This is a genomic window from Burkholderia sp. Ax-1724, assembly GCF_011752995.1.
In the GTDB taxonomy this organism is placed as follows: Bacteria; Pseudomonadota; Gammaproteobacteria; order Burkholderiales; family Burkholderiaceae; genus Paraburkholderia.
The window spans coordinates 46870-70858 of the sequence record NZ_VWWL01000010.1; the positions used below are offsets into that span (position 1 = coordinate 46870).

The following is a 23989-nucleotide window of genomic DNA, read 5'->3' on the forward strand; positions in this document are numbered from 1 at the left end:
ATCAGGATAGCTAAATTCATACGAATACCTGTCACCTGCGAATAATGCGTGGTTTTTAACATGGCACCATCAATCAATTTCGGACCCCGATTCAGTACTGGAAAGCAAGGGCATAACAAGATGCAACAGCTACTTTCGCCGTTCCGCATGAAACCGTTGACGCAGTGCGTTCTGGCCGCACTGTGCATGTCCGGTATCCAGTTCGCTCATGCGCAGGAGGCGGGCGATCTCGGCTCCGTGCAGAGCACCGCCACATCGTCGTCGCCGGCCAATGCGCCGACCGGCTCGAAAAACGTGCAGACCGCGCCCGCGCAAGCGCCGACGCAAGGCTCGCTCACGGCCACCGAGCCGCAGTCGACGATCAGCCATCACTACATCCAGAACAGCACCGCGCCGACCGAGAACTACAGCGACATCATGAACATCGCGCCGAGCGTCTCGAGCATCTCGCCGAACGGTCCCGGCTTGATGGAGTCGCCCACCATGTCTATCCGCGGTTTTCAGGACGGGCAGTACAACGTGACGTTCGACGGGATACCGTTTGGTGATGCGAACAACTTCACGCATCACTCGACGTCGTTTTTCTCGTCGCAGGCGATTAACCGCCTCACCGTCGATCGTGGCCCGGGCGACGCTTCGCAAATCGGCTTCGCCACGTTCGGCGGCACGATCGCGATGGAGTCGTTGATCCCGTCGATGACCCCGTCGGCCGCTCTGCTCGGCACGTATGGCAGCTACAACACCTGGCTCGCCGGCGCCGAGCTCAACACGGGCGATCTGCAGCAGCTGGGTGACGCGCGCGCGACGTTCGGCTACACGCAAAGCAGCAGCGACGGTTATCTGACCGGCGCCTCCCAGCGTCGCGAGAACGCCTACTTCAAATTCGAGAAGCCGCTTGGCGACTCGACGGTGCTCACCCTGTTCGGCACCTATAACAAGATTCATCAGAACACGCCGTATGGCTCCTCCGCGGCCCAGATTGCGGAGTTCGGTCCTAACTATGGCCTCTCCAGCAACCCGCTGAGCCAGGCGTATTCGGGCTATAACTACGACCTGGTCAATACGGACTTCGAGTACATCGGCGTCCAGACGAAGGTCGCGCAGTGGGCGATCGACAACAAGCTTTATACCTACGGGTACTACCACACCGGCTTCCAGGGTGTGTCGCCGAACAGCAGCTTGCCGTACAACGCATTTTCGACGAAGGGCCCGTACCTCCCCGCCGGCAACGTTGCCGGCCAGGAGCAGGAAAGCGACTACCGGGCCTGGGGCGACGTGGTGCGCGCGCAAAGAGACATCGGCCCCGGTTCGCTCGAGTTCGGCGCCTGGTTCGCTTACCAGACCAACTTCCGCGACCGGGTCGAAGCCAACGCCACCCAGAACTTCGCGTTCGTGGCGCCGATGTTTTCGATGACCAACACGCTGACCACTTTCCAGCCGTACATCCAGTACGCCTGGAAGCTGCCGTACGGCTTCACGGTCACCCCCGGCGTGAAATACGCGCTGTTCCGCCGCGACCTCTATTCGGCCATGAACCAGGGCTCGGGCCTGCCGGCCGACTACGGCCAGACCTGGACGAAGGTGCTGCCCTCGCTGCAGATCCACGAGAAGATCAATTCGAACTGGAGCGCCTACGCCCAGTATGCACAAGGCTTTCTCGCGCCCAATCTGAATACGTTCAACATTCCTAACCTGACGGCCAACAGCCAGCCTGACCCCCAGCGAACGGACAACTATCAGATCGGCACCACCTATAAGACCGACCGCCTGACGGCTTCCGTCGACCTGTACTACATCAAGTTCGCCAATGAAATCACGAGCGTGAACATCGGCGGCAACACGTTCTACTCGAATGCCGGCGCGGCGACCTACAAGGGCATCGAAACGGAAGCGACGTACTACGCGGGGCTCGGCTTCAGCCTGTACGGAAACCTGACGTTCAACTCGGCGAAGCAGCACAGCGACAACTCCTGGATGCCGTTCACGCCGAACAAGACAGCGGCAGCAGGCCTGCTCTATGAACGCGGACCGCTGACCGGCTCGTTGATCACGAAGTTCATCGGCCGGCAGTACGGCACCACGGGCAACCAGATCCCGATCGGCGGCTTTGCGCAGACCGATCTCTCCGTGGGCTACACGTTCAAGCCCGCCACATCGATGGTCCACGACGTGCGCGTGGGCCTGCAACTCGACAACCTCTTTAACCGCACGGGTATCAACGGGTTCTTCGGTTTCGGCGCAGACGCTGCCAAGACCCCGCTCTACTGGACGCAGGCCGGACGCTCGGTGTTCGGCACGGTTCAGGTAGATTTCTAATTTCAGGCGAACATATCCATGAACATCACTCAATTCACTCACTTCGCGAACGATTCGGGCGGCGTACTTTACGTCATCGTCTTCATGTTGTTCGTTGCACTGACCGTCATCATCGAGCGGCTGTCGTTCCTGCACCGCGCGATGGGCAGCACCCGGGCGGCGCTCGAGCGCATCGACACCCTGGGCGCGCTCGATACGTCGAAGCTCACGACTTGCGCGGCGCAATTCTCCGGTCTGCCGGTCGAACGCGTGCTGACTACCGCGGCCCACCTCGCGAACCGTGCGTCGCGCGAAGACCTCGACGCGTCACTCGAAGAGACGATCATGCGCGAAGCACCGCGCGTCGACCGCTTCCTGTGGGTGCTCGACACCGTCGTCACGCTGGCGCCGCTGCTCGGCCTGTTCGGCACCATCGTCGGCATGTTCAACGCGTTCCAGGTGCTGTCGAACCCGGGCAATGCGCCGACCCAGGTCACGGGCGGCGTCGCCGAGGCGTTGGTGGCGACGGCTTCGGGCCTGTTCGTGGCGATGATCGGCCTGGTGTTCTTCAATGGTCTGGAGAAACGCGTGCGCACGCTGATGCATCAACTCGAAACGCTGAAGGCCGCGCTGGTTAACCGGCTTACAGGCGTGCCGCGCGAGGTGCAGAAGGAAGTGCGCGAAGTGCCGGATGCCGGTGTCGTTAAACTCGCACCCCAAAGGACGTGATGATGAAGTACTTCGAAGCCCGCAAGGCGCGCATCGAGATCATCCCGATGATCGACATCATGTTCTTTCTACTGGTGTTCTTCATCATGATTACGCTGCACATGATTCCGAACGCAGGGCTGCGCACGCAGTTACCCGCAAGTTCGAGCACGCAGGAACTGCCGCCGGCGAAAGTGACGGTGACGTTGGCCGAAGACGGCACGCTATCGGTCGATGGCCGCACGATGGCGCTGGGCGAACTGACCGCCATGCTGCAGGCACGCCCCGATGCAGCGCACACGGCCGTGACGATCGTCGGTGCGAAGGGTGCCCGGATTCAGCAGCTCGTTTCGTTGATGGATGCCTGCCGCGCGGCCGGCATCTCGCAGATTTCCATGGCCACGCAACCCGCGTCGAAGTGATATGGCGACCGTACCCGAACTGAGCGTAACGTCGAGCAAGGCGCCTCGTGCGCACCTCGACCTCCATCGCGCTGCCCCCCTCGCGCTCCTCGTCGAGGCGTTAGTGCTGGCAGGCGCATTCGGACTGCTTGCGAAAAAGGCTCCACCACCGCCGCCGCCGCCCGCCGTCACGTTGCTGGCGCTCGCGCCGGTAGCGGCACCGGTGGCGCCGCCCGCGCCGGCACCCAAGCCGCCCGAGCCCGTGCCTGTCGCGAAGCCGATTGCGCCTCCACGGCACTCGCCCGTGCCCGTGCATCACGCTGCCCCGTTGCAGCCGGCGACTCCGGCTACCCCGCCGGCCCCGCCGCCGACTGCTCAGCCCAGCGAACCGGCTACCGATCCGGCACCTCCAGCGCCGCCGCCACCACCGCCCGCACCGTCCGCGGGCGCGGTGAATCCGAGCTTCGATGCCGCGTTGCGGGCCGCGGTCCAATCCGCGTTGCGCTACCCGGAGTCTGCTCGCATGGCCGGCGTGAGCGGCCGCACGCGCGTGGCTTTTACCTATCGCGATGGAGCGGTGTCGGATGTGCGGGTCGTCGTATCGAGCGGCGTCGGCCAGCTCGACCGCGCCGCGCTCGCGGCGGTACACGACGCCGCGTACCCCAAACCCGCACCTGAGCTCGCCGGCAAGACACTGTCGAAGCAACTGTGGGTGACGTTCGCTCTGGACGACGCGCAGTGAAATTGACTTGTTCGGTCGTTAGAATCACCCGGACATTTGCCCACGATTGTGACGAAAGCGGGCATCCGCGACGGTACGCCTTTCATGAATCCTGCTGCCAATAACCTTTCCGGCCCCCATGTGCACGCGTCGCACATACTTGTTATCGAAGACGACAAGCCGACTTCCGACCAGATTACGCGCGCGCTCGAAGACTACGGTTTCTCGGTCGAACAGGCACTGACCGGCTGGCAAGGTCTGTCGCGGGCGCTCGCGCGGCGCTTCGATGCCATCGTGCTCGACATCATGCTGCCGGAAGTCGATGGTTTTTCCGTGTTGTCGACCTTGCGCAACCTCGGCCAACGTGTCCCGATCCTGCTGTTGAGCGCACTCGACGCGGTCGACACACGCGTGAAGGGTCTGCATGCCGGCGCGGACGATTATCTCGTGAAGCCATTTTATTTCGACGAACTGACGGCGCGTCTCAACGTGCTGCTACGCGGCCAGGCGGGCGGGCGCGACGACTCGACCCTGACGTTCGGCGACCTGACGCTCGACACGTTGACGGGCCACGCAACGCGGCGCGGCACCGTCATCAACCTCAAGCCGCGTGAAAGCAAGCTGCTCGCCTTTCTGATCCGGAATGCAGGAAACGTCGTCACGCGCAACATGCTGTTCGAGGCGGGCTGGAATTATCACGCGGATGTACAGAGCGACGTGATCGCCATCCATCTGACGCGCTTGCGTCGCAAGATCAGCCTCGACGGAAAGTTGCCGCAGCTGATTCACAACGTGCACGGCGCCGGGTGGGTTCTGCATGTATAAGCTGCGTTTGCTGTTTCGCCAGCCGTCGCCCTGGCTGTTGTTCTGCCTGCAGGTCGTGATTGCAATCGGCCTCTTTTCACTCCTGTGCTGGGTCACCATTCGGCATTCGATTGGGGAGATCGATGAGCATCTCTTTCTGAAAGTGGAGCAAATCCAGCATTTGCCGACGAACGAGATCCCGGCGCGTATTGCGATGTACACGTCGGAAGATCCTGAGAACAGACGGCCATTCGGCTATTTCGGCCCAGGCGGCGAGCATCTCGTCGGCGCCTTCGAGACGTTGCCGGGCGAGGTCGACGGCAAGCCGTTCGATTACATTGCGACCCTCGGGCACCATGCCGGCGCGGTGCAACGCCACTATCGCGGCGTCGTGGTGCGTTTGCCGTCCGGCGGCATTTTTGTCACCGCACGATCGACTGATGGAGAGAGGCACTTCGACAAGGTGTTGCTGCTGATCGCGGGGGGCAGTCTTGTCTTTACACTCGTCATCGGCATGGTCAGCGGTACGCTTCTGAACGCCGTGGCAGCCCGCCGCTTGCGCGATGTACGCCGGGCGACCCAGCGGATCGCGTCGGGCCGGCTCGATCATCGCCTGCCGTTGTCGGGCAGTGGGGACGACATCGACAAGATTACGGCCGTGGTGAATTCGATGCTCGACGAAGTCGAACGTCTGATTAGAGACATACAAGGCATCTGCGCCGGTATCGCACACGAAGTGCGCACGCCGATGACGCGCATGCGAGGCACTCTCGAAAGCACGCGCCGGCGCATCATGAGCGTCACCGAATACGAGCAGGTGATCGACACCGCACTCCAGCAGTCCGACATTGTCATGACGCGCTTCTCCGCTCTCCTGCGAATGGCGCAGATAGGCGAAGCAGCGGGCCTTGCCAGGAAGGGCCCGCTGAACTTGCAAGATGTCCTGAATGATGTCATCGACTTCTACGAAGCTCCCGCCGAGGACCTTTCAATTACGCTTGAGCTGTTGCCGTGCGTGCCGGTGATCGTCAACGGCGAGGCAGACCTGCTGTTTAGCGCATTCGGCAACCTGGTCGAGAACGCGCTGAAATTCACGCCGCCGGGCGGAGCTATCACCGTGGCGCTGCATCAGCGAGATGGCAAGGTAACCATCGAAGTCAGGGATACGGGCCCCGGCATTCCGGTTGCCGAACGAGACCTGGTGTTCCAGCCGTTCTATCGCGCTGAGCACCAGACCGGTACGACAGCCGCCGGCAGTGGGATCGGACTGAGCCTCGTTGCGGCGATTGCGCGGCTGCATAACGCGCACGTCAGCGTTCGCGAGGGCGGCCCTGGGTGTTGTATCTCGATAGTGTTTGAGTCTGAGATGCCTGTTCGTCCGACGGGCGCATCGCGTGAGCAGGTCGATTCCGTGAAGCCGCGCTTCGCGTGACCTGGCAGGTCGCGTTCATTCGCGGACGTTGGTGGGGGGATGGAGGAGAGGGTGGCGCGAGAGCGGGCGATGGACGCCTGACGGATGGCGAAATTCAGTCTGCGCTAATCCACAATATCTCGCGGCAAATACCCATGAAGAAATGAAAAAGCCCGGTCAGCTTTCGCTAACCGGGCTTCGTAATTCTTGGTGGGGCGTGAGTGACTCGAACACTCGACCTACGGATTAAGAGTCCGAGCGACATCATATTCCTTCATGTGGATTGATATCCGTGTAGGCACTCTGGGTCCTTTGTGGGTAAGGGTTTTGGCGATATTCTACGGATTTTTTTGTTGACTCATGCAGACTGATTTCCCTAGTATTTGCCTACATGGTGCCTACACGGGGAATGAGTGAGCAAACAGAACTTCACTGCGGCTCGGGTCGATAGCCGTCGGCGAACGACTGATTGTGCGGCGTGCTCATGCGAGGATTGCCCCTCACGCCACCGCTGCAAAGGACGAGGCGGGAGCCGCACCACCTGACCAGTCGGCGCTCAAGATGGCGGGCTCGGAGCGGCCAACGCGCACATGACAACGGGGCCTCGCGGCCCCGTTTCTGTGTTGCTCTAAGCGTTCGCTAACCCGGCGAGCCACCGTCGTATCCGAACCTGTTCGACGGCACGGGCTCGGGCAGTCCCATGGCCTTCCGAAGCCGCAAGAGGTTGGCGGCGACCGCCGCTTTACTGCTACCGACAGTCGGTGTTTTGTGCAGCTCGCGCCATTTTTCGGTCACCTGGTCGGACGGCACGTCGAAGCGCTTCAGCCAAGCTTCGGTCGCCACCGTGGTGTTCAGTAGCGGGGCGGTACTGTCGAGCGTTCCGCGCTGGAGAATGTCCATGTCCTCAGCGATGATCGGGCGCAGCGCTGCGTTGAGCAGGACGTACGCGGGTGGCGGCAGCGGCGACTTGCCAGGTCCGTCCGAAATGCCGGATTGGGGCGCGGCACCTGCTTGGATGATCAAACCATCAGTGCCCAACGGTTGACGAACGAACCAGTCGGGAGGCAACGTCCATGAGGTCGGTCCGCCGGCCGCGCGCACGAGGTCCGCATTCAGGGCAACGATCCAATCCACGGTTTTGATCTTGCTGACCAATCTCACCGTGCTGTAACCCATGGGATCGCCGACGTCGATTCCCGGGCCGTACCGACGAGCGAAGAAATACTCCGTCGCCTCGTTTGCTTCCTGCTCCATTGGCGGCAGGTTCACCCCAAAACCGGCATGCCCGTAAACCGTCGGGAGGGCTTCACAGAACGCAGCAAACAACGCTTGGAATACCCCCGGCCGATGCTCGAGGAAAGCCCGGGGGAAAGTGAAGTCAAGCACGTCCAGATTGCCGGAGAGAGTGGCTTTCCAATCAGCTACCGTGAACACGCCGAAATCGTAGAAACCCGTCGCAAGCTTGTGGTCGGCGCTCGTCATTTGCACGACCAACGCCTCGTCCGCGGGCACTGTCGTCGCCAGGGTGTCCAGTCTCGGAGCCTTGTCGATCGGCATCGGCTGCTCGCCTTCCGAATAGAACCAGCGCAGCGGGCCATCATTCGGCGGCTTTTCCTGGAGAGCACGGGCCAGCGCTTGGGTGTATTCGGTGATTGTTGCGTTGTACTGCTCAAAGCACTTCACGACCGCAGCACGCACGGCAGGCGTGTGTCCTTCGCGAAAGTAGACGACGCCGCGCACCACGAGCGCCGCGCCGGTGATTCCCTTGCGATAGGCCGGTTCGTAAAAGCCGAACGGCAGCGTATCAGCGCGATTCGGATCGGCGACCCAGGCTTTCATCTGCTCTTCATTCATGTCTCATCGTTCCATCACGCCGTCAGGGCAACATGCTAGGAGGGAGCCTTCCCGGGGGCGGTAGCGGAAGACTGCCGCCACTTGGGAGGGAGCTGCCGCCGTTTCCGCCGCTTTGGCCGGCAAGGTCGTCCAGGTCGGACGTCGATGACTTTGACCGACGCTGGGTCGATTCTTGACCATCCTGGTCGTCATCACCGCATCCGCACTCTGCAGGACCAAGTCTCATGAACTTCGAATCTGAACCCGCTATGTCGATGTAGTCTTGCCGCTGACCGCGAGAGAAATCGTCCGGTGGAAACTTATACTCGACCACCATTTTAATATTGGCTTGGACAGGCGGCTGCGTGGGGTCGTTGACAATCACAACATCAGGCCGGCGAAGGTTGCCGTCCCCCGCTTTGTATCTCTTGCGACCACCCGGCCAGAAGTCCTCGATCCATTGGCGAATGTCCGAGTGAGGTCGCAACGGATCGTCCGGGTCCGTCACCGGCTCCGGTGGGGCCGTTTTCATGTTGTATGTCTGCTCAGGGCGGTATTCCGTCGGCGCACCGGTCTCAATCCGCGACATCTCGTTCGCGAAATCCAACCGCTGCTGAACGCATCGTTGGCGCTGGATTCGACCATTTCGGGTGGCCACGCCGATGTTTTTGCACTTGCAGAGCACAGAACACAGCACCGCGCGGTCTTTCGGCGAAAGACGACCGCTGACCCCTACTGGGGTCGTTTGACCTTCGGGCGAGACCCCACCGGTCATGGAGCCCGGACCGTAGCCGCTCATGCTCCCTCGCTCCCGGGATGGCTGAACATCAGCGACGAAGCGTCATGCCCCTCAAGCCATTCTGTGAACCCGTTCCCGTCCGTTTTGCCTTGGATCACGCGACCGTCCGACGACCTGACCGTGTACGGGTGTCCCGCGACGGGCTTGCGCGTGATGTCATCGAGCACCTGAAAGCGCCCGCGATAAGGCGTTTGCGGGTTCGTCTCGGATAGGACGCTTTTCCCGCCACCTATCGAACCACCGCTAGTTGGTTCGGCCGTTGTATTGTTTTGCGAGGCGATGAGCGTGGCCCCACATGCTGTCGTGTCGCCTTCGGAGGCGACGGGCCGACCGTCGAACGTCACGCCGAGATTCTTGACCCCGACGATCGGATAGATCCCACCACACTTTGGACACGACACCTTGTCGCCCAAGAGCGCGAGGGCGACGCCGTCCGATTTGTTCTCCGGCGAACACACAAGCACGCGACCGCCGTGCGAGGTCGTGTCGCCCTCGCGAATGAACGCAAAACCCATAATGCATGCCCTCTCTCTTTTTGTCGGAGGAATGTAGCACATCGGGTTTTCCCGGAGCCACCCTGTCAACGTTGGCAGTTTCAACATGCCGCATCCGGGGGGGCGCTGCGCTTGACGGAATTGTGGAAGGTGCCAGGTCGAAGGCGCTCAAACGGCGCGAGACACTATGCAAGCGTGATGGTGGTGGTCCAGGCAACCGCCAAAGTGGCGGGACGCATTGCGTGAGTGCGGCGCGCACCTCGCGACAGGAAGGAACGCAGCGTTTGCCCCATGAGCGCCTAGGTAGAGGACTGCTCAGCCTGCACCATGCCGAGGCCGGAGCAATGCGAGGAGGATTCCAGCGTCAATACGAGACCACTGCCTCGACCCGTCGAGGTGGATCGATGACTGATGTGGGCCCAAAATGCCTACACGGACCCAGAAAGCAAAAAGCCCAGCCGATTAAGGCTGGGCTAAGTGCTTGATATCTTTGGTGGGGCGTGAGTGACTCGAACACTCGACCTACGGATTAAGAGTCCGCTGCTCTACCAACTGAGCTAACGCCCCCAACAGAAGCGAGATTATGCAGTAACTTTTTGAGATTGCCAAGCCCTTTTCGCAAATTTATTAAGAAATCACATCGCGTGGGCTGGAGTCTTCCCTCGACAAAGCCGCTGCCTTGAAAACATCGTGGCGTCGGGTCGTCCCGGTATCATGTCGCGGACACCTCGCCGCGCGATGCGTCGTGCGGCTTTCGACCGGGGATTGCCATGAATGAGAAAGAGATTGCCGAGCTGCTCGACCGGGTCCTCGCGCCTTGGGTCCGCGCGCTGACGCTGACGCCAGTCAAGGCCGACGAGGAAAGTGCGACGCTGCGTCTGCCGTTTTCCGGTGAATGGCGTCACTCGGGCGGCATTATCAGCGGCCAGGTGTTCATGGCAGCCGCCGATACCGCGATGATCGTCGCGATTACCGCCGCGCTCGGCGGCTTCAGGCCGATGACCACGGTGTCGCTGAACATCAGCTTCATGCGCGCGGTTCGCAAAGGCGACGTGCTGATCGAGGCGCGCGTGCTTCGTATGGGCCGCAATCTCGTGTTCGGCGAAGTCGAGCTGTTCGACGAAAGCGGCAATATGGCCGTCCACGCGACCACGACTTACGCGTTGCTCGACTGAAAGCCCGGACGAAGCGCGTCACTCCTCGCCATACATAAACGGGCAGCAGAAATAGCAGAAACAGCAAGGAAAAGCAGGATGTTCGATCAGGTCGTATTCGCCGGCGGCGGCAACCGCTGCTGGTGGCAGGCGGGTTTCTGGGATGTCGTGCAGCCGCAGCTCGACATTCGTCCGCGCGTGATCACCGGCATTTCGGCCGGCGCCGCTACCGCCTGCATGCTCTACACGCGCGACGACTCCGACTGGGTCATGCGCTATTACGAAGACGCGCTGCGCCACAACACGCGCAATGCGCACTGGGGCAATCTGCTGCGCGGCGAGTCGGTGTTTCCGCATTACCGCATCTACCGCCAGGCGCTGCTCGATATCTGCGGCGAAAAATTTTCGAAGCTCGCGCATGCGCCGGAGATTCGCATCGGCGTGTCGCATCTGCCGCGCTGGCTCGGTGCGAGGAGCGCAGTCGCCGCGGGACTGATCGCGTACAACATCGAGAAATACGTGCGCAAGACCTTGCATCCCACGTTGGGACAGACGCTCGGCTTTCATCCGGAATTCGTGCGCGCGCAGGATTGCGCGAGCGTCGAGGATCTCGCGGATCTGATCCTGCAATCATCGAGTACGCCGCCGTTCACGCCGGTTCTGCGCCGCAACGGCCGGCCGGTGCTGGACGGCGGCATGGTCGACAACGTGCCGGTCGGCGCGCTCGACGCCGATGTGCCGGGCAACGTGCTCGTGATGGTCACGCGTCTTTATCCGCGGCCGCAGATGTTCGTCGTGCCGCATGGCGTGCAGCAGCGGCTCTATGTGCAGCCGTCGCGCAAGGTGCCGATTTCGAGCTGGGATTACACGAGTCCTTCGCAGATGGTCCACGCGTACAACCTCGGGCGCGCCGATGGCGAGGTCTTTCTCGAACGCATGCCTGCCTTGATGGAAGCGGGGGCGCACGAAGTGCGCTGAGCGAGGCGGGCGCCGCGCCCGCAAGTCGCGCGCTTCCGGCCGCGCGCGGCGCATGAGCCGGACGCCGAGCCGTGGCCCGGCATCCGCACTTATACGGCTACCTGCCTCGCTTACCGTCGACGCCCGCCCTGCAGCGCTTCAGGATTCGCCACGTTCGCGGTATCGCCGGAATCGAACGCGAGAATGTTCTTGAACGCGGCGCCGAAATACAGCTCGTAGCTCTCGCGCTCCACATACCCGATGTGCGGCGTGCAGATCACGTTTTCCATGCGCAGCAGGCTGTAGCCCTGCAGGATCGGCTCGCTTTCGTACACGTCGATCGCGACCATGCCCGGACGGTTGTGCGACAGCGCGCTCAGGAGCGCGTTTTCCTCGAGCAGTTCGGCCCGGCTCGTGTTGACGAGCAGCGCGGTCGGCTTCATGCGCATCAGGTCGTCCTGCTTGACGATGCCGCGCGTGTCGTCGTGCAGGCGCAGATGCAGCGACAGCACGTCGCTATTCTCGAACAGCGCCTCGCGGCTTTCGGCGACGCCATAGCCGTCGGCGCGCGCGGCTTCGCGCGAGTGCTCGCGGCCCCAGACCAGCACGTTCATGCCGAATGCCTTGCCGTAGCCGGCGACCAGCCGGCCGATCTTGCCGTAGCCCCAGATGCCGAGTGTCTGCCCGCGCAGCACCTGGCCGAGACCGAAGTTCGGCGGCAGCGCGGACGTCTTCAGCCCCGACTGCTGCCAGGCGCCCTGCTTAAGGTTTGCTACGTATTGCGGAATACGGCGCTGGGCGGCCATGATGAGTGCCCACGTCAGTTCGGCCGGCGCGTACGGCGAGCCGCTGCCCTCGAGCACGGCGATGCCGCGCTCGGTACAGGCCGCGAGGTCGATGTGGCCCGCTACCTTGCCGGTTTGGCTGATCATGCGCAAACGCGGCAATTTGTCGAGCAGTTGCGAGGTGATGCGGGTGCGTTCGCGAATCAGGACGAGCGCGTCGACTTCGGTGAGCCGGCTCGCCAGCTGACCGAGACCGCGTACCGTGTTGTTGAAAACTTTGACTTCGTGATCGGCCAACAATTGAAAGCAGTCGAGCTTGCGGACGGCGTCCTGGTAATCGTCGAGGATGGCAATCTTCATGGTATGTAATTTGCTGCGCACCTCGTTGGTGCGAACGGAGTGTTATGCTGACTGTCCCAGCGTGTGAGTTAGGTCACATGCCGGTCTGGCTGGATGCCTTACCGTAGAAATTGCCGCGAAAAGAACGGCTACGCTACGCGAAGGCGAATTGAGAACGTTTTTACAGTTTGTTGCGTGTTGAGGCAAGCCGCTTTACACAAGGTTGCAGAAGCCTTGTCGGCAAGGTGTCTCCGCCTGGCAAGCTGTGTGGCCCAGGACGATCTGCGCAATCTTGTGCCGGGAGTGCAATCGATACACACCGGCACGATGAATTAAATGCCTCTCGCATGCAGCGTCGCCGGGCTTGTACCGTTTTTCTATTGCTTTCAAAACGGAGACAGGTCGATGAATCATCCCTCGTTCGAAGGGCTGCCCACTATCGAGGCACCCACATGGGTCAAGCACCGCAAGCTGATCGACTGGGTTCAGCGGATCGCCGCGCTGACCAAGCCCGAGAAGATCGTCTGGTGCGACGGCTCGCAGGAAGAATATGACCGGCTGTGCGCGCAGATGGTCGAAGCCGGCACCCTCAGGAAGCTCAATCCCGCCAAACGTCCCAATTCCTATCTGGCGTGCTCCGATCCGTCCGACGTCGCGCGCGTCGAGGATCGCACCTTCATCTGCTCGCAGCGCGCCGAAGACGCCGGCCCCACCAACAACTGGATCGCCCCGGCCGAGATGCGCTCGACGCTCGACGGCCTGTTCGACGGCTCGATGCGCGGCCGTACGATGTACGTGGTGCCGTTCTCGATGGGCCCGCTCGGCTCGCCGATCGCCCACATCGGCGTCGAACTGAGCGACAGCCCATATGTCGTGACCAACATGCGCATCATGACGCGCATGGGCCGCAAGGTGTACGACGTGCTCGGCGAGGACGGCGAGTTCGTGCCGTGCGTGCATTCGGTCGGCGCGCCGCTCGCGACGGGCGGGCAGGACGTGCCGTGGCCGTGCAACAAGGCCAAGTACATCGTGCATTTCCCCGAATCGCGCGAAATCTGGAGCTTCGGCTCGGGCTACGGCGGCAACGCGCTGCTCGGCAAGAAGTGCTTCGCGCTGCGCATCGCGTCGACGATGGGCCGCGACGAGGGCTGGCTCGCGGAACACATGCTGATTCTCGGCGTGACGTCGCCGGAAGGGCGCAAGCATCACGTCGCGGCGGCGTTCCCGTCGGCGTGCGGCAAGACCAACTTTGCGATGCTGATTCCGCCGGCTGGCCTGAACGGCTGGAAAATCTCCACGATCGGCGACGATATTGCCTGGATCAAGCCGGGTAAGGACGGCCGTCTCTACGCGATCAACCCGGAAGCCGGCTACTTCGGCGTGGCGCCGGGCACGAGCGAGAAGACCAACTACAACGCGCTCGCCACGCTGAAGGAAAACGTGATCTTCACGAACGTCGCGCTGACCGACGACGGCGACGTCTGGTGGGAAGGCATGACCGACGAGCCTCCCGCGCATCTGATCGACTGGCAGGGCAAGGACTGGACGCCGGCCGAGGCGAAGGAAACCGGCCGCAAGGCCGCGCATCCGAACGCGCGCTTCACGGCGCCGGCATCGCAGTGTCCGTCGATCGATGCCGATTGGGAAAACCCGGCCGGCGTCGCGATCGACGCGTTCATCTTCGGCGGCCGCCGTTCGACCACCGTGCCGCTCGTCACCGAAGCGCGCAGCTGGGTCGAGGGCGTCTACATGGCGGCGACGATGGGCTCCGAAACGACCGCCGCCGCGGCCGGCCAGCAGGGCGTGGTGCGGCGCGATCCGTTCGCGATGCTGCCGTTCTGCGGCTACAACATGAGCGACTATTTCGGTCACTGGCTGAAGACCGGCGAGCGTTTGCAGCAGTTGAGCGCGAAGCTGCCGAAAATCTTCTGCGTGAACTGGTTCCGCAAAGGTGCGGACGGCAAGTTCGTCTGGCCGGGCTTCGGCGAGAACATGCGCGTGCTGAGCTGGATGGTCGGCCGCATCGAAGGCACGGCGCAGGGTGAGGAGCACGCGTTCGGCGTGTCGCCGCACTACGAGGACATCGATTGGAGCGGTCTGAACTTCAGCCGCGAACAGTTCGAACAGGTGATTTCCGTCGACGACGCAGCCTGGCGCGACGAACTCGCACTGCACGCCGAGCTCTTTGACACGCTGCAGCAAGGTCTGCCGCCGGCTCTGGCGGAAGCCAAGCGCGCACTCGAAGAAAAGCTCACCACCTGATCATGTGAGTGTTCACTTCGCATGGAAGGCCGCCTTCGGGCGGCTTTTCTTTTTTGGGGCCCCCTTATCTCCATATTTTCGAATTCAGCAATGCCGGGATGACCTTTGCGTCTGTTCGAACAAAAAAGACAGTGCAAGCTGCGGCGCAGCAGATTGTTTCAATTTTCAGAATAGTTTGCGACCGAGCCCTGCTTTAGAGGGTATGGTCGTACCAAAATTGACAATATTTCGAGTTCCGACAGCAACTTCTGCACGAATTTGCGAGTCGTAGGAGAATTCCAAGTTCGCTTCACTGGTTTTCACTAATTGTCAGGAAGCAGTAACACGGTAGGAGTTGTCTTATGGACCATTTGCAGTCGATGCGAGTTTTCGTCAAGGTGGCGGATCTCGGCAGTTTTGCCCGCGCTGCGAGCGCAATGGATATTTCCAACGCGGTCGCCACCCGTCACGTTGCCGACCTCGAAGGCCGGCTCGGTACACGGCTGCTCAATCGCACAACCCGCAGCTTGTCGCTGACCGAATCCGGTCAGGTCTATCTCGAGCGCGCCCGTCAGATCCTCGACGAACTGGAAGACGTCGAACAGATGGTGGTGGCGCGCAATCACGAACCCGTCGGCACGCTACGCATCGTCGCGCCGGTCGTGTTCGGGCTGCATAACCTCGCGCCCGTGCTGCAAACGTACGCGGAGCGCTACCCGAAAGTGATTCCCGATGTCACGCTGGTCGACCGTCAGGTCGATCTCGTCGAAGAAGGCTTCGACGTCGGCGTCGTGATCGCGCGGCAGATGCGCAGCGCGAGCATCGTCACGCGGCGCCTCACCACGGGCTGTATGACCGTCTGCGCGACGCCGGCCTATCTGGAGAAACACGGCATGCCGACGCGGCCCGAGCATCTGCTCGAGCATCCGTGCCTGAGCTTGCCGTCCGAATATTGGGGCGACGAACGCGTGTTTACCGGACCGGACGGTGAGGTCCGCGTGCGCCCGTCCAACGTGATCGTCGCGAACAACACGGAAATGCTGCGGCAGTTTGCGCTGCTCGGCATGGGCATCGCGATTCTGCCGAGCTATCTGATCGGCCGCGACATGACGCGCGGCAGGCTCGTGCGTCTGCTCGGAGACTACCGCCTGCCGCAGGTCGAAATCAACATTGCGTATCCGAGCCGCCGCCATTTGCCGGCCAAGGTGCGTACGTTCATCGACCATCTGGTCGAGCATTTCAGCCAGACGCCGAATAGCGTGCTCGGCGAGCAGTGGATCAAGGATGGCCAGGAGCAGCCTGCGACATCGGCAATGTTCGATTCCACCGAGCCTCGCGCACCGGAAGCATTTGATGGTGCCGAGCCGCTTTCGCGGCTGCTCGATAGCGAGTTGTCGCCGGTGGCAAAAACGCTGACGAAGACGACCAGCCGAGCCCGGCCGACGGCATTGTCGCCGCTGTAAGCAGAAGTTAGCGGCAACGCGGGCCGCGCATTAAAAAGGCGCAGTCACTTTACGTGACTGCGCCTTTTTTTATCGACGGCGGCGGATGAAGCCGATGCTGGCAAGCGATGCGCCATCCTGCTGCGAATGACACCTGCCAGCCAGGCTGGGCCTGCCTTACGAGCCGGTTTTCCGCGCTGCGGCCTTCTTTGCCGGCGCTTTCTTTGCCGCCGCGGTCCTGGTGGCCGGAGTCTTTCTGGCCGCCACCTTCTTCGCCGCCGGCTCTGCCTTCACGACCACGGCCGTATCGCCTTCGTCCGCTTCCGGTGCCGCTTTCGCCGCCGACCTGGCCGCCGTGGTCTTGGCCGCCGCGGTTTTCCCTGCAGCCGGTTCCTTCTTCTCGAATTCGAAGCCGATCTTGCCGTCGCTCTGCTTGACGAGGAACGCCTTGAAGTTACGGCCCGTACGCGACGACTTGAAGTTCGTCAGCAGGTCCGTGCGACCTTCTTCGAGGAGCTTGGCCATCTGCTCGCGGGCAATTTCCTGTTGCAGGATGACCTTGCCGGAGCGGAAATCGCACGTTTTCGGATTGGCGACCGAGTTCTCGCAGACGTAGCTCATACCGTGTTCGAACACGCGCCCGCTGCACTTCGGACACGCGCCCACCGGCTGCTGATCGGAGAAGTCAGGCGGTTCGCCGTCTTCGCCGGCCGCATCCTGGCCGAAGTCGAATTCGAGCTTGTAGTTCTTGATCTCGTCGTCGAGCGTCAGTTTCAGGATTGCCGAGAACGGCCGGCCCATCTTGCTGCGGAAACCCGACAGCGGCCCGATCGTCTTGTTCTGCAGCAACTCCTCGACTTCCGCGATTTCGAACTGGCGCCCACCCGGAATCTTCGAGATCGAGAACTCGCACTTCGAGCACGCGAAACGCCGGTAGTTTTCCTTCACCAGGCCGCCGCAATTCGGGCAAGGTGTCTGCAACGTCGCGTAATCACCCGGGATCGTGTCGGAATCGTATTCCTTCGCCCGCTTGACGATAGTTTGCGTCATGCGCGCGATTTCCTGCATGAACGCGTCGCGCGGCAGGTTGCCGCGCTCCATTTGCGAGAGCTTGTATTCCCATTCGCCGGTCAGTTCCGGCGCGGTCAGTTCCTTCACACCGAGGCCACGCAGCAGCGTCATCAGCTGGAAGGCCTTGGCGGCCGGAATCAGATCGCGGCCTTCGCGGATCAGGTATTTCTCGGTCAGCAGACCTTCGATGATCGCCGCGCGCGTCGCCGGCGTGCCGAGACCCTTGGCCGCCATCGCTTCGCGCAGTTCGTCGTCTTCGACGAGCTTGCCCGCGCCTTCCATCGCAGACAGCAGCGTCGCTTCGTTGTAGCGCGCGGGCGGCTTCGTGACCAGTTGCTGCGCGGCGATCTTGTCGGTCTTGACCTTCTCGTCCTTTTGCACCGACACGAGGTTCGCGTCGTCGCCGCTGGTTTCACGGCCGTAGATTTGCAGCCAGCCCGGCTCGACGAGCACCTTGCCTTCGGTCTTGAAATGATGACCGACCACTTCGGTGATACGCGTCGTGACCCGATACTCGGCGGCCGGGAAGAACACGGAGAGGAAGCGCTTCACGACGAGGTCGTAGAGCTTCTGCTCCGGTTCGGACAGGTTCTTCGGTGCCTGCAGCGTCGGGATGATGGCGAAGTGATCGCTGATCTTCGAGTTGTCGAAGATGCGCTTGTTCGGCTTCACCCAGCCCTTGTCGAGCACCTGTTTTGCGAACGGCAGGTAGTTGTTGCTCTCCTTGAGCATGCCGAGCGTCTGCTTGACCGTATCCAGATAGTCTTCCGGCAGCGCGCGCGCGTCGGTTCGCGGGTAGGTCAGCACCTTGTGCTTTTCGTACAGCGCCTGAGCGAGCCCCAGCGTGTTCTTTGCCGAAAAGCCGAAACGGCCGTTGGCTTCGCGCTGCAGGCTGGTCAGGTCGAAGAGGGCGGGCGAGAGCTGGGTGGACGGCTTCGACTCCTCGGTCACCGTGCCGAGCTGGCCGCGACAGGCTGCGACGATCGTCTCGGCCGCGGGTAGCGCCCAGAGGCGCGAATCGCGCTTTTCGGGGTCGAATTCGTCGCGCTTGAATTTCGGATCGAACCAGCGGCCTTCGTAGAAGCCGGCCGCGCAGACGAACTCCGCCTTCACTTCCCAGTAATCGCGTGGCACGAAGCGGCGAATCTTCTCTTCGCGCTCGACCACGATCGACAGCGTCGGCGTCTGCACGCGCCCGACCGTGGTCAGGAAGAAGCCGCCGCCCTTGCTGTTGAACGCGGTCATCGCGCGCGTGCCGTTGATGCCGACGAGCCAGTCCGCCTCCGAGCGGCAACGCGCGGCGTCGGCGAGCGGCTGCATCTCTTCGTCGCTGCGCAGACGCGCGAAGCCGTCGCGAATCGAGCCGGCCGTCATCGATTGCAGCCACAGCCGTTGCACCGGCTGCCTGGCTTTCGCGTGTTGCGCGATCAGGCGGAAAATCAGCTCGCCCTCGCGCCCCGCGTCGCATGCGTTGATCAGACGGTCGACGTCCTTGCGCTTCATCAGCTTGGTCAGCACCTTCAGGCGCGATTCGCTTTTTGCGATCGGATTCAGATCGAAATGCGGGGGAATGACGGGCAGATTGGCGAAACTCCACTTGCCGCGCTTGACCTCGTATTCGTCGGGCGCGGCGATTTCCAGCAGGTGGCCCACTGCCGAGGAAAGGACGTAGTCGTCGCTTTCGTAGTACTCGTCATGCTTGGTAAAGCCGCCCAAAGCGCGCGCGATGTCGTTCGCGACAGAAGGTTTTTCGGCGATGATCAGTGCTTTGGACATGACTCGATGTGAGGTTGGTAGATCCGGGTTGGTGGCCTTGAGCGCGCCAAATTAGCGCGCGACGCTCGTCTATGCCCTTTTGCGACCCATTAACGACCGCTTTATAGCACAAGGCGCGAACCCGGCGTGTCAAGTGCCATGAAAGCGCGCCATCATAATTGCGCGCCTTGCGATTGGGCAAGCCGCGGCGAACGCCGGGTGTTCACTGCGGCTGCGGCGCGTCGGCGGCGCGGCGCAACGCCCGCGCCATCGGTTTGGCGGCCTTTGCGCCGCCCTGTCGCGCGGCGCAAAACTGCTCAGGCGACTGCCAGCGCGGGCCGCAGCTTGGGGGCGCCGGTCACGCCGGGCAGCGCCGTCAGGTCCGACAGCATCCGCTCGACGATCGATACCTGCGGCAAAACCGTACCGAAGAAGCGCGTCGTAACCGAGTCTTCGATCAGAATGGTCGGAAAATTTTCGACGTCCAGATCGTCGAAGCGATCCGCATGGGTTTCGATGTCGATCCAGGCGAAACAGACTTCCGGGTGCCGCTCGGCCAACTGGTTGAAAGCGTCCCGGTACTCGCGACACGTTCCGCACCACTCCGCGCAGAGGCAGGCAACGAACAGCGTGTCGGGTTCGTTGACGCGCTCGGCAATCCGGTCCTGGTCGGTGTCGAGGTTCAGCGCGGGCATGAGGTGGTTTCCTTGGCGTTAGATCGGGTGCTTTGGCGCGAATGTAGCATGGCCGCTCCCAAAGGGTGGGCCGCGCCGCTCGGCGCAAGGCCTGTTGCGGGTCAGCCACGATGGGCACGCATGAAGCGGCCGCCGGGCAGCAGCGTTACCTCGCCGGCGAGTTCGAGTTGCAGCAGGGTGGTTTGCAAGGCGGCGTCCCCCATCTCGGTGCGGGCGGCAAGAATTTCAAGCGTGGTCGGCGCATGGCCGAGCGCGGCGAGCAGGCGTTGGGCTTCGGGGGCGAGCGGCTTCGGCGAGGGAGCGGGCGCAAGCGGGTTCGCAAAGGCGACCGTGGCGGATGCGGTCGTGCCCGCCGGTTTGGCCGTTACGGATTCCAGCGGGAGTTTGACGGCAGAGGCTGTCTCAGCGGATATCGTCGCCGCATGGCCTTGCGTCGTTGCGAGCGCGCGCCGACTATCGCGTTCGCCTGCGTAAGCAGACTCCGGCGCTGATGAAACGCACGAACCGGCATCGCGGTCGAGCGAAACGGTTTGCCTCGCTGGCCGGCCAGCCCGCACTTCCGGGCGCCGGACAAACCCCAGTTCCTCCAGCACTTCGTCCGGCGTTTCGACCAGCCTCGCGCCCTGCTTGATGATCCGGTGACAGCCGCGCGACAGCGGCGCGTGAATCGATCCGGGCAACGCGAAGATGTCGCGTCCCATTTCATTGGCGAGCCGCGCGGTGATCAACGAACCGGAGCGCATCGCCGCCTCGACGATCACGACCCCGCTGACGAGCCCAGCGATCAGGCGATTGCGTTGCGGAAAGTTAGCGGCGCGCGCCGGCGTGCCGAGCGGCCATTCCGAAACGATCGCGCCCTGCACCGCAATCTGGCGCGCGAGCGCATGGTGCGCGGCCGGATACACGAGGTCCGCTCCGGTGCCGATCACCGCGACCGTTCCGCCGATGCCTTCGAGGCCGCCTCGATGCGCGGCGCCATCGATGCCGAGCGCGAGTCCCGACACGACGGTTACGCCCGCCGCCGAGAGTTCGCGCGCGAACCGCTGCGCATCCTCGACACCCTGCGGCGTCGCGCTGCGGCTACCCACCAGCGCCACCGCTCTCGTATGCAGCAGATCGAGCCGGCCCTTTATATATAGCAGCGGCGGCGGATCGGGCATCGTCAGCAGCGCGGGCGGATAGGCGGGGTCGTCGAGTGTCACGATCTGATTGCCGGGCGACTCACGCCATGCGAGCAGTGCGTCGAGTTGCGCCTCGAAGGCCGGTGCCGGCGGCGCCAGCACGGCACGCGCCGCGGCTTCACCAGCGACTTCGGCGAGCGCTTCCGGCGACTGGGCGAAAATCGCTTCAGGCAGCCCGAAAGCGCCCAGCATGAGGCGCAAAGCGTCGGGCTTCAACCCCGGCGCGAGCGATAGCCGCAGCCACGCGGCAAGTTCCATACGGCTGGCGGACAAAGTGTGCATGCAGGGGCGTTCCTTTCGCTGGGCCTGCGGGTAGGCGGGCGCCATGCTAAAATTTTCATCATCCGAAATAAACCGCGAATAATCGCGGCGCCGCGCCCACCCGCGCGGGTTCGTCGTCCGGCGCACGGGGCGTGTTGAATCGAGCCGGTTCGACACCATCATCCTCTGCGTATTGCGACGGGCTCACAACCTGGCCGAATGGCCAATGCGGGCGTCCCAATGGTTGGCGGCGTCTGAAATCACACTCGAAATCATGGCTTTACTGAACATCCTCAATTACCCGGACAAACGGCTGCACAAGGTTGCGAAGCCGGTCGCGGAAGTCAACGAGCGCATTCGCCGTCTCGTCGCGGACATGGCCGAAACCATGTATGCCGCACCCGGCGTCGGGCTCGCCGCCACCCAGGTGGACGTGCACGAACGCGTGATCGTGATCGACGTCTCGGAAACGCACGACGAACTGCTCGCGTTCATCAACCCGGAAATCGTCTGGTCGAGCGATGAGCGGAAGCTCTCGGAAGAGGGCTGCCTGTCCGTGCCGGGCATTTACGACAACGTCGAGCGCGCCGAGAAAGTGCGCGTGCGCGCGCTGAACGAGAAGGGCGAGACCTTCGAGCTCGATTGCGAGGGGCTGCTGGCCGTTTGCATCCAGCATGAAATGGATCACCTGATGGGCCGCGTGTTCGTCGAATACCTGTCGTCGCTGAAGCAGACGCGCATCAAGAGCAAGATGAAGAAGCTCGCCCACGCGATGTAACGCGCGTTCACTTCGCCCACGTCCATCCATGAGCCATTCGTTGCGCGTCATCTTTGCCGGTACGCCGGAATTCGCCGCGGCCGCGCTGGCCGCGATCCATCGCGCCGGGTTTCTGGTGCCGCTCGTGCTGACGCAGCCCGACCGGCCTGCCGGACGCGGCATGAAATTGCAGGCGAGCCCGGTCAAGCGCTACGCGCAGGAGCACGGGCTGGCCGTGGCGCAGCCCACCTCGCTGCGCCGCGCCGGCAAATATCCGCAGGAAGCCGCCGCCGCGATCGACCAGTTGCGCGCCACGCCGCACGACGTGATGGTGGTCGCCGCGTACGGTCTGATCCTGCCGCAGGAAGTGCTCGAGATTCCGCGCTTCGGCTGCATCAACATTCACGCGTCGCTGTTGCCGCGCTGGCGCGGCGCGGCGCCGATTCACCGCGCGATCGAAGCGGGCGACGCACAGACCGGCATCACGCTGATGCAGATGGACGTCGGCCTCGACACCGGCGCGATGATCTCCGAAACGCGCACAGCCATTACCGCCGACGACACCACGGCCACCCTGCACGACCGTCTCGCGGAAGATGGCGCGAAGCTGATCGTCAAAGCGCTGATCGAACTCGAGCGCGGCGGCAAGCTCGCCTCGACGCCGCAACCGGCGGACGGCGTAACCTATGCCGAAAAAATCGCCAAGCATGAAGCGGCGCTCGACTGGCGCCGCCCGGCTCAAGCGCTCGCGCGCCAGGTACGCGCGTTCGATCCCTTTCCCGGCGGCGCGGGTACGCTTGAAGACGGCAGCGTCGTCAAGATCTGGGCCGCGGTTGCCGAGCCGGCCGAGGCCGAGGGCGGCAAAAACGGCAAGGCGCCGGGCGTTATCGTCGACGTCTCGCCCGAGGGCGTGGTGGTCGCGTGCGGCGAAGGCGTGCTGCGTCTCACGCAATTGCAGAAACCCGGCGGCAAGCGCCTGCCGGTGCGCGAATTCCTGGCCGGTTCGGCACTCGCTACGGGACAGCGCTTTCAACTTCCACAGGCAGAATAGCTGCCTTCGCATGACCTGAACATTGTCCGTTCGGCGGATGTTCAGGGGCGCCGCCGCGAGCCTGCCGCGCGTTAGAATCCTCCATGCAGCAGGCAAAATTTCGAGGTTTCCTATGTTCGGCATCGTCCATTTCGAGTTTTTCGTCGTCGCGGTTTTTCTTCTGAATGTCACGCCGGGGCCGGATACGGCTTATATCGTCGGGCGCAGCGTCGCGCAGGGCCGCGGCGCGGGTCTGATGTCGGCGCTCGGCATTTCGGCCGGCTGCTGCATTCATTCGCTGGCGTGCGCGTTTGGCTTGACCGCGTTGCTTGCCGCGTCGGCCACGGCGTTCACCGTCGTCAAATTCATCGGCGCCATCTACCTGATTTATCTCGGTGCGCGCCTGATTTTCGCGAAACCGGCGCCGGATGCGCCCGCCAACGACACGCGCTCGCCGTCCGCGCCGAAGTCGCTGCGCCAATTGTTCCTGCAAGGCTTCTGGACCAACGTGCTGAATCCGAAGGTCGTGCTGTTCTTCGTGTCGTTTTTCCCGCAATTCGTGGCGACGGGCAGCGAGCACAAGACGTTCGCGTTCCTCGCGCTCGGCGCGGTGTTCGTCGTCATGAGCATGATCTGGAACAGCTTTGTCGCGTGGATCGCCGGCAGCGTGACGCAGCGCTTCTCCGGCAAGCCTGCCGTGAAGCGCTGGCTCGATCGCGGTGTCGGCAGCGCGTTCGTCGGCCTTGGCATCAAGCTCGCGACTACCTCACGATGATTGAATTTTCCTGCGCCGCCCATATCTAACATTCAGCTTACAATCCGGCGCCGCAATCGCGCGGCCTGGAGACGAGGCCC

At 62.8% G+C, this 23989-nt stretch carries 20 protein-coding genes and 1 tRNA gene; 13 read left to right on the forward strand and 8 right to left on the reverse strand.

Features of this window, described 5'->3' with window-relative positions; translation table 11 throughout:
* Positions 1-120 precede the first annotated feature (120 nt).
* From F3J19_RS13520 to F3J19_RS13545, 6 genes are all read left to right on the forward strand, one after another.
* Positions 121-2316, forward strand: coding sequence for a TonB-dependent receptor (locus F3J19_RS13520; protein WP_167042077.1), 2196 nt, complete (start codon positions 121-123; stop codon positions 2314-2316).
* Positions 2317-2334: 18 nt separating this feature from the next.
* A complete protein-coding gene (locus F3J19_RS13525) occupies positions 2335-3024 on the forward strand; it encodes a MotA/TolQ/ExbB proton channel family protein (RefSeq protein WP_167042079.1) in 690 nt (229 codons plus the stop codon).
* Entirely contained in the window at positions 3024-3425 is a 402-nt protein-coding gene (locus F3J19_RS13530; RefSeq protein WP_240158933.1) for a biopolymer transporter ExbD, read from the forward strand. Before F3J19_RS13525 ends, F3J19_RS13530 begins: the two co-directional genes overlap by 1 nt.
* A gap of 1 nt (position 3426) precedes the next feature.
* Positions 3427-4146, forward strand: coding sequence for a TonB family protein (locus tag F3J19_RS13535; protein ID WP_167042080.1), 720 nt, complete (start codon positions 3427-3429; stop codon positions 4144-4146).
* An 84-nt stretch (positions 4147-4230) separates the two neighbouring features.
* Positions 4231-4950: a response regulator transcription factor gene (locus F3J19_RS13540; RefSeq protein WP_167042082.1), complete on the forward strand. Its 720-nt coding sequence runs from the start codon at positions 4231-4233 to the stop codon at positions 4948-4950.
* Positions 4943-6361, forward strand: a complete 1419-nt coding sequence (locus F3J19_RS13545; protein WP_167042084.1) for a HAMP domain-containing sensor histidine kinase — start codon at positions 4943-4945, stop codon at positions 6359-6361. The genes F3J19_RS13540 and F3J19_RS13545 overlap by 8 nt, the downstream gene beginning before the upstream one ends.
* A 618-nt stretch (positions 6362-6979) precedes the next feature.
* Here the strand turns inward: F3J19_RS13545 and F3J19_RS13550 are convergent.
* The 4 genes from F3J19_RS13550 to F3J19_RS13565 all read right to left on the reverse strand — a co-directional run bounded on the left by F3J19_RS13550 (position 6980) and on the right by F3J19_RS13565 (position 10033).
* Complete coding sequence (locus F3J19_RS13550; RefSeq protein WP_167042086.1) at positions 6980-8194, reverse strand: DUF3396 domain-containing protein; 1215 nt, start codon at positions 8192-8194, stop codon at positions 6980-6982.
* Between the two features lie 22 nt (positions 8195-8216).
* Positions 8217-8972, reverse strand: a complete 756-nt coding sequence (locus F3J19_RS13555) for a VRR-NUC domain-containing protein (protein ID WP_167042088.1) — start codon at positions 8970-8972, stop codon at positions 8217-8219.
* Positions 8969-9487 carry a PAAR domain-containing protein gene (locus F3J19_RS13560; protein ID WP_167042495.1) on the reverse strand — a complete coding sequence of 173 codons (519 nt, stop codon included), beginning with the start codon at positions 9485-9487 and terminating at the stop codon, positions 8969-8971. Before F3J19_RS13560 ends, F3J19_RS13555 begins: the two co-directional genes overlap by 4 nt.
* 470 nt (positions 9488-9957) lie before the next feature.
* A tRNA-Lys gene (locus tag F3J19_RS13565) sits at positions 9958-10033 on the reverse strand.
* A 203-nt stretch (positions 10034-10236) separates the two neighbouring features.
* Between F3J19_RS13565 and F3J19_RS13570 the strand changes: the two genes are divergently transcribed.
* Together F3J19_RS13570 and F3J19_RS13575 are read left to right on the forward strand one after the other, a co-directional pair.
* On the forward strand, positions 10237-10641 hold the full coding sequence (locus tag F3J19_RS13570; protein ID WP_167042090.1) for a PaaI family thioesterase: 405 nt from the start codon (positions 10237-10239) through the stop codon (positions 10639-10641).
* Between the two features lie 78 nt (positions 10642-10719).
* On the forward strand, positions 10720-11598 hold the full coding sequence (locus F3J19_RS13575) for a patatin-like phospholipase family protein (protein ID WP_167042092.1): 879 nt from the start codon (positions 10720-10722) through the stop codon (positions 11596-11598).
* 110 nt (positions 11599-11708) lie between these two features.
* Here the strand turns inward: F3J19_RS13575 and F3J19_RS13580 are convergent, their stop codons facing one another.
* Complete coding sequence (locus tag F3J19_RS13580; protein WP_167042094.1) at positions 11709-12722, reverse strand: D-2-hydroxyacid dehydrogenase family protein; 1014 nt, start codon at positions 12720-12722, stop codon at positions 11709-11711.
* A 384-nt stretch (positions 12723-13106) separates the two neighbouring features.
* Here F3J19_RS13580 and F3J19_RS13585 point away from each other — a divergent pair, with 384 nt between their 5' ends.
* Together F3J19_RS13585 and F3J19_RS13590 are read left to right on the forward strand one after the other, a co-directional pair.
* Positions 13107-14963 carry a phosphoenolpyruvate carboxykinase (GTP) gene (locus F3J19_RS13585; protein WP_167042096.1) on the forward strand — a complete coding sequence of 619 codons (1857 nt, stop codon included), beginning with the start codon at positions 13107-13109 and terminating at the stop codon, positions 14961-14963.
* Between the two features lie 341 nt (positions 14964-15304).
* Positions 15305-16405 (forward strand): LysR family transcriptional regulator, encoded by a 1101-nt coding sequence (locus tag F3J19_RS13590; protein WP_167042098.1) that lies wholly within the window; start codon positions 15305-15307, stop codon positions 16403-16405.
* A gap of 156 nt (positions 16406-16561) precedes the next feature.
* On the opposite strand, the gene F3J19_RS13595 is transcribed toward F3J19_RS13590, so the two are convergent.
* The 3 genes from F3J19_RS13595 to dprA all read right to left on the reverse strand — a co-directional run bounded on the left by F3J19_RS13595 (position 16562) and on the right by dprA (position 21368).
* The gene (locus F3J19_RS13595; protein WP_167042100.1) at positions 16562-19231 is read right to left on the reverse strand and encodes a DNA topoisomerase III; all 2670 of its coding nucleotides are present in this window, start codon (positions 19229-19231) and stop codon (positions 16562-16564) included.
* A 296-nt stretch (positions 19232-19527) separates the two neighbouring features.
* Positions 19528-19905 carry a thioredoxin family protein gene (locus tag F3J19_RS13600; RefSeq protein ID WP_167042102.1) on the reverse strand — a complete coding sequence of 126 codons (378 nt, stop codon included), beginning with the start codon at positions 19903-19905 and terminating at the stop codon, positions 19528-19530.
* Positions 19906-20006: 101 nt separating this feature from the next.
* Positions 20007-21368, reverse strand: a complete 1362-nt coding sequence (gene dprA / locus F3J19_RS13605) for a DNA-processing protein DprA (protein ID WP_167042104.1) — start codon at positions 21366-21368, stop codon at positions 20007-20009.
* 253 nt (positions 21369-21621) lie between these two features.
* Here dprA and def point away from each other — a divergent pair, with 253 nt between their 5' ends.
* From def to F3J19_RS13620, 3 genes are all read left to right on the forward strand, one after another.
* Entirely contained in the window at positions 21622-22125 is a 504-nt protein-coding gene (gene def / locus F3J19_RS13610; RefSeq protein WP_167042106.1) for a peptide deformylase, read from the forward strand.
* 28 nt (positions 22126-22153) lie between these two features.
* A complete protein-coding gene (gene fmt / locus F3J19_RS13615; protein WP_167042108.1) occupies positions 22154-23155 on the forward strand; it encodes a methionyl-tRNA formyltransferase in 1002 nt (333 codons plus the stop codon).
* Between the two features lie 112 nt (positions 23156-23267).
* Positions 23268-23909, forward strand: coding sequence for a LysE family translocator (locus F3J19_RS13620; protein WP_167042110.1), 642 nt, complete (start codon positions 23268-23270; stop codon positions 23907-23909).
* Positions 23910-23989 lie beyond the last annotated feature (80 nt).

Bases quoted from the DNA above. Each gene is read 5' to 3' on its own strand.
- F3J19_RS13520 (WP_167042077.1), top strand. From the start codon at position 121: ATGCAACAGCTACTTTCGCCGTTCCGCATGAAACCGTTGACGCAGTGC.
- F3J19_RS13525 (WP_167042079.1), top strand. From the start codon at position 2,335: ATGAACATCACTCAATTCACTCACTTCGCGAACGATTCGGGCGGCGTA.
- F3J19_RS13530 (WP_240158933.1), top strand. From the start codon at position 3,024: ATGATGAAGTACTTCGAAGCCCGCAAGGCGCGCATCGAGATCATCCCG.
- F3J19_RS13535 (WP_167042080.1), top strand. From the start codon at position 3,427: ATGGCGACCGTACCCGAACTGAGCGTAACGTCGAGCAAGGCGCCTCGT.
- F3J19_RS13540 (WP_167042082.1), top strand. From the start codon at position 4,231: ATGAATCCTGCTGCCAATAACCTTTCCGGCCCCCATGTGCACGCGTCG.
- F3J19_RS13545 (WP_167042084.1), top strand. From the start codon at position 4,943: ATGTATAAGCTGCGTTTGCTGTTTCGCCAGCCGTCGCCCTGGCTGTTG.
- F3J19_RS13550 (WP_167042086.1), bottom strand. From the start codon at position 8,194: ATGAATGAAGAGCAGATGAAAGCCTGGGTCGCCGATCCGAATCGCGCT.
- F3J19_RS13555 (WP_167042088.1), bottom strand. From the start codon at position 8,972: ATGAGCGGCTACGGTCCGGGCTCCATGACCGGTGGGGTCTCGCCCGAA.
- F3J19_RS13560 (WP_167042495.1), bottom strand. From the start codon at position 9,487: ATGGGTTTTGCGTTCATTCGCGAGGGCGACACGACCTCGCACGGCGGT.
- F3J19_RS13570 (WP_167042090.1), top strand. From the start codon at position 10,237: ATGAATGAGAAAGAGATTGCCGAGCTGCTCGACCGGGTCCTCGCGCCT.
- F3J19_RS13575 (WP_167042092.1), top strand. From the start codon at position 10,720: ATGTTCGATCAGGTCGTATTCGCCGGCGGCGGCAACCGCTGCTGGTGG.
- F3J19_RS13580 (WP_167042094.1), bottom strand. From the start codon at position 12,722: ATGAAGATTGCCATCCTCGACGATTACCAGGACGCCGTCCGCAAGCTC.
- F3J19_RS13585 (WP_167042096.1), top strand. From the start codon at position 13,107: ATGAATCATCCCTCGTTCGAAGGGCTGCCCACTATCGAGGCACCCACA.
- F3J19_RS13590 (WP_167042098.1), top strand. From the start codon at position 15,305: ATGGACCATTTGCAGTCGATGCGAGTTTTCGTCAAGGTGGCGGATCTC.
- F3J19_RS13595 (WP_167042100.1), bottom strand. From the start codon at position 19,231: ATGTCCAAAGCACTGATCATCGCCGAAAAACCTTCTGTCGCGAACGAC.
- F3J19_RS13600 (WP_167042102.1), bottom strand. From the start codon at position 19,905: ATGCCCGCGCTGAACCTCGACACCGACCAGGACCGGATTGCCGAGCGC.
- dprA (WP_167042104.1), bottom strand. From the start codon at position 21,368: ATGCACACTTTGTCCGCCAGCCGTATGGAACTTGCCGCGTGGCTGCGG.
- def (WP_167042106.1), top strand. From the start codon at position 21,622: ATGGCTTTACTGAACATCCTCAATTACCCGGACAAACGGCTGCACAAG.
- fmt (WP_167042108.1), top strand. From the start codon at position 22,154: ATGAGCCATTCGTTGCGCGTCATCTTTGCCGGTACGCCGGAATTCGCC.
- F3J19_RS13620 (WP_167042110.1), top strand. From the start codon at position 23,268: ATGTTCGGCATCGTCCATTTCGAGTTTTTCGTCGTCGCGGTTTTTCTT.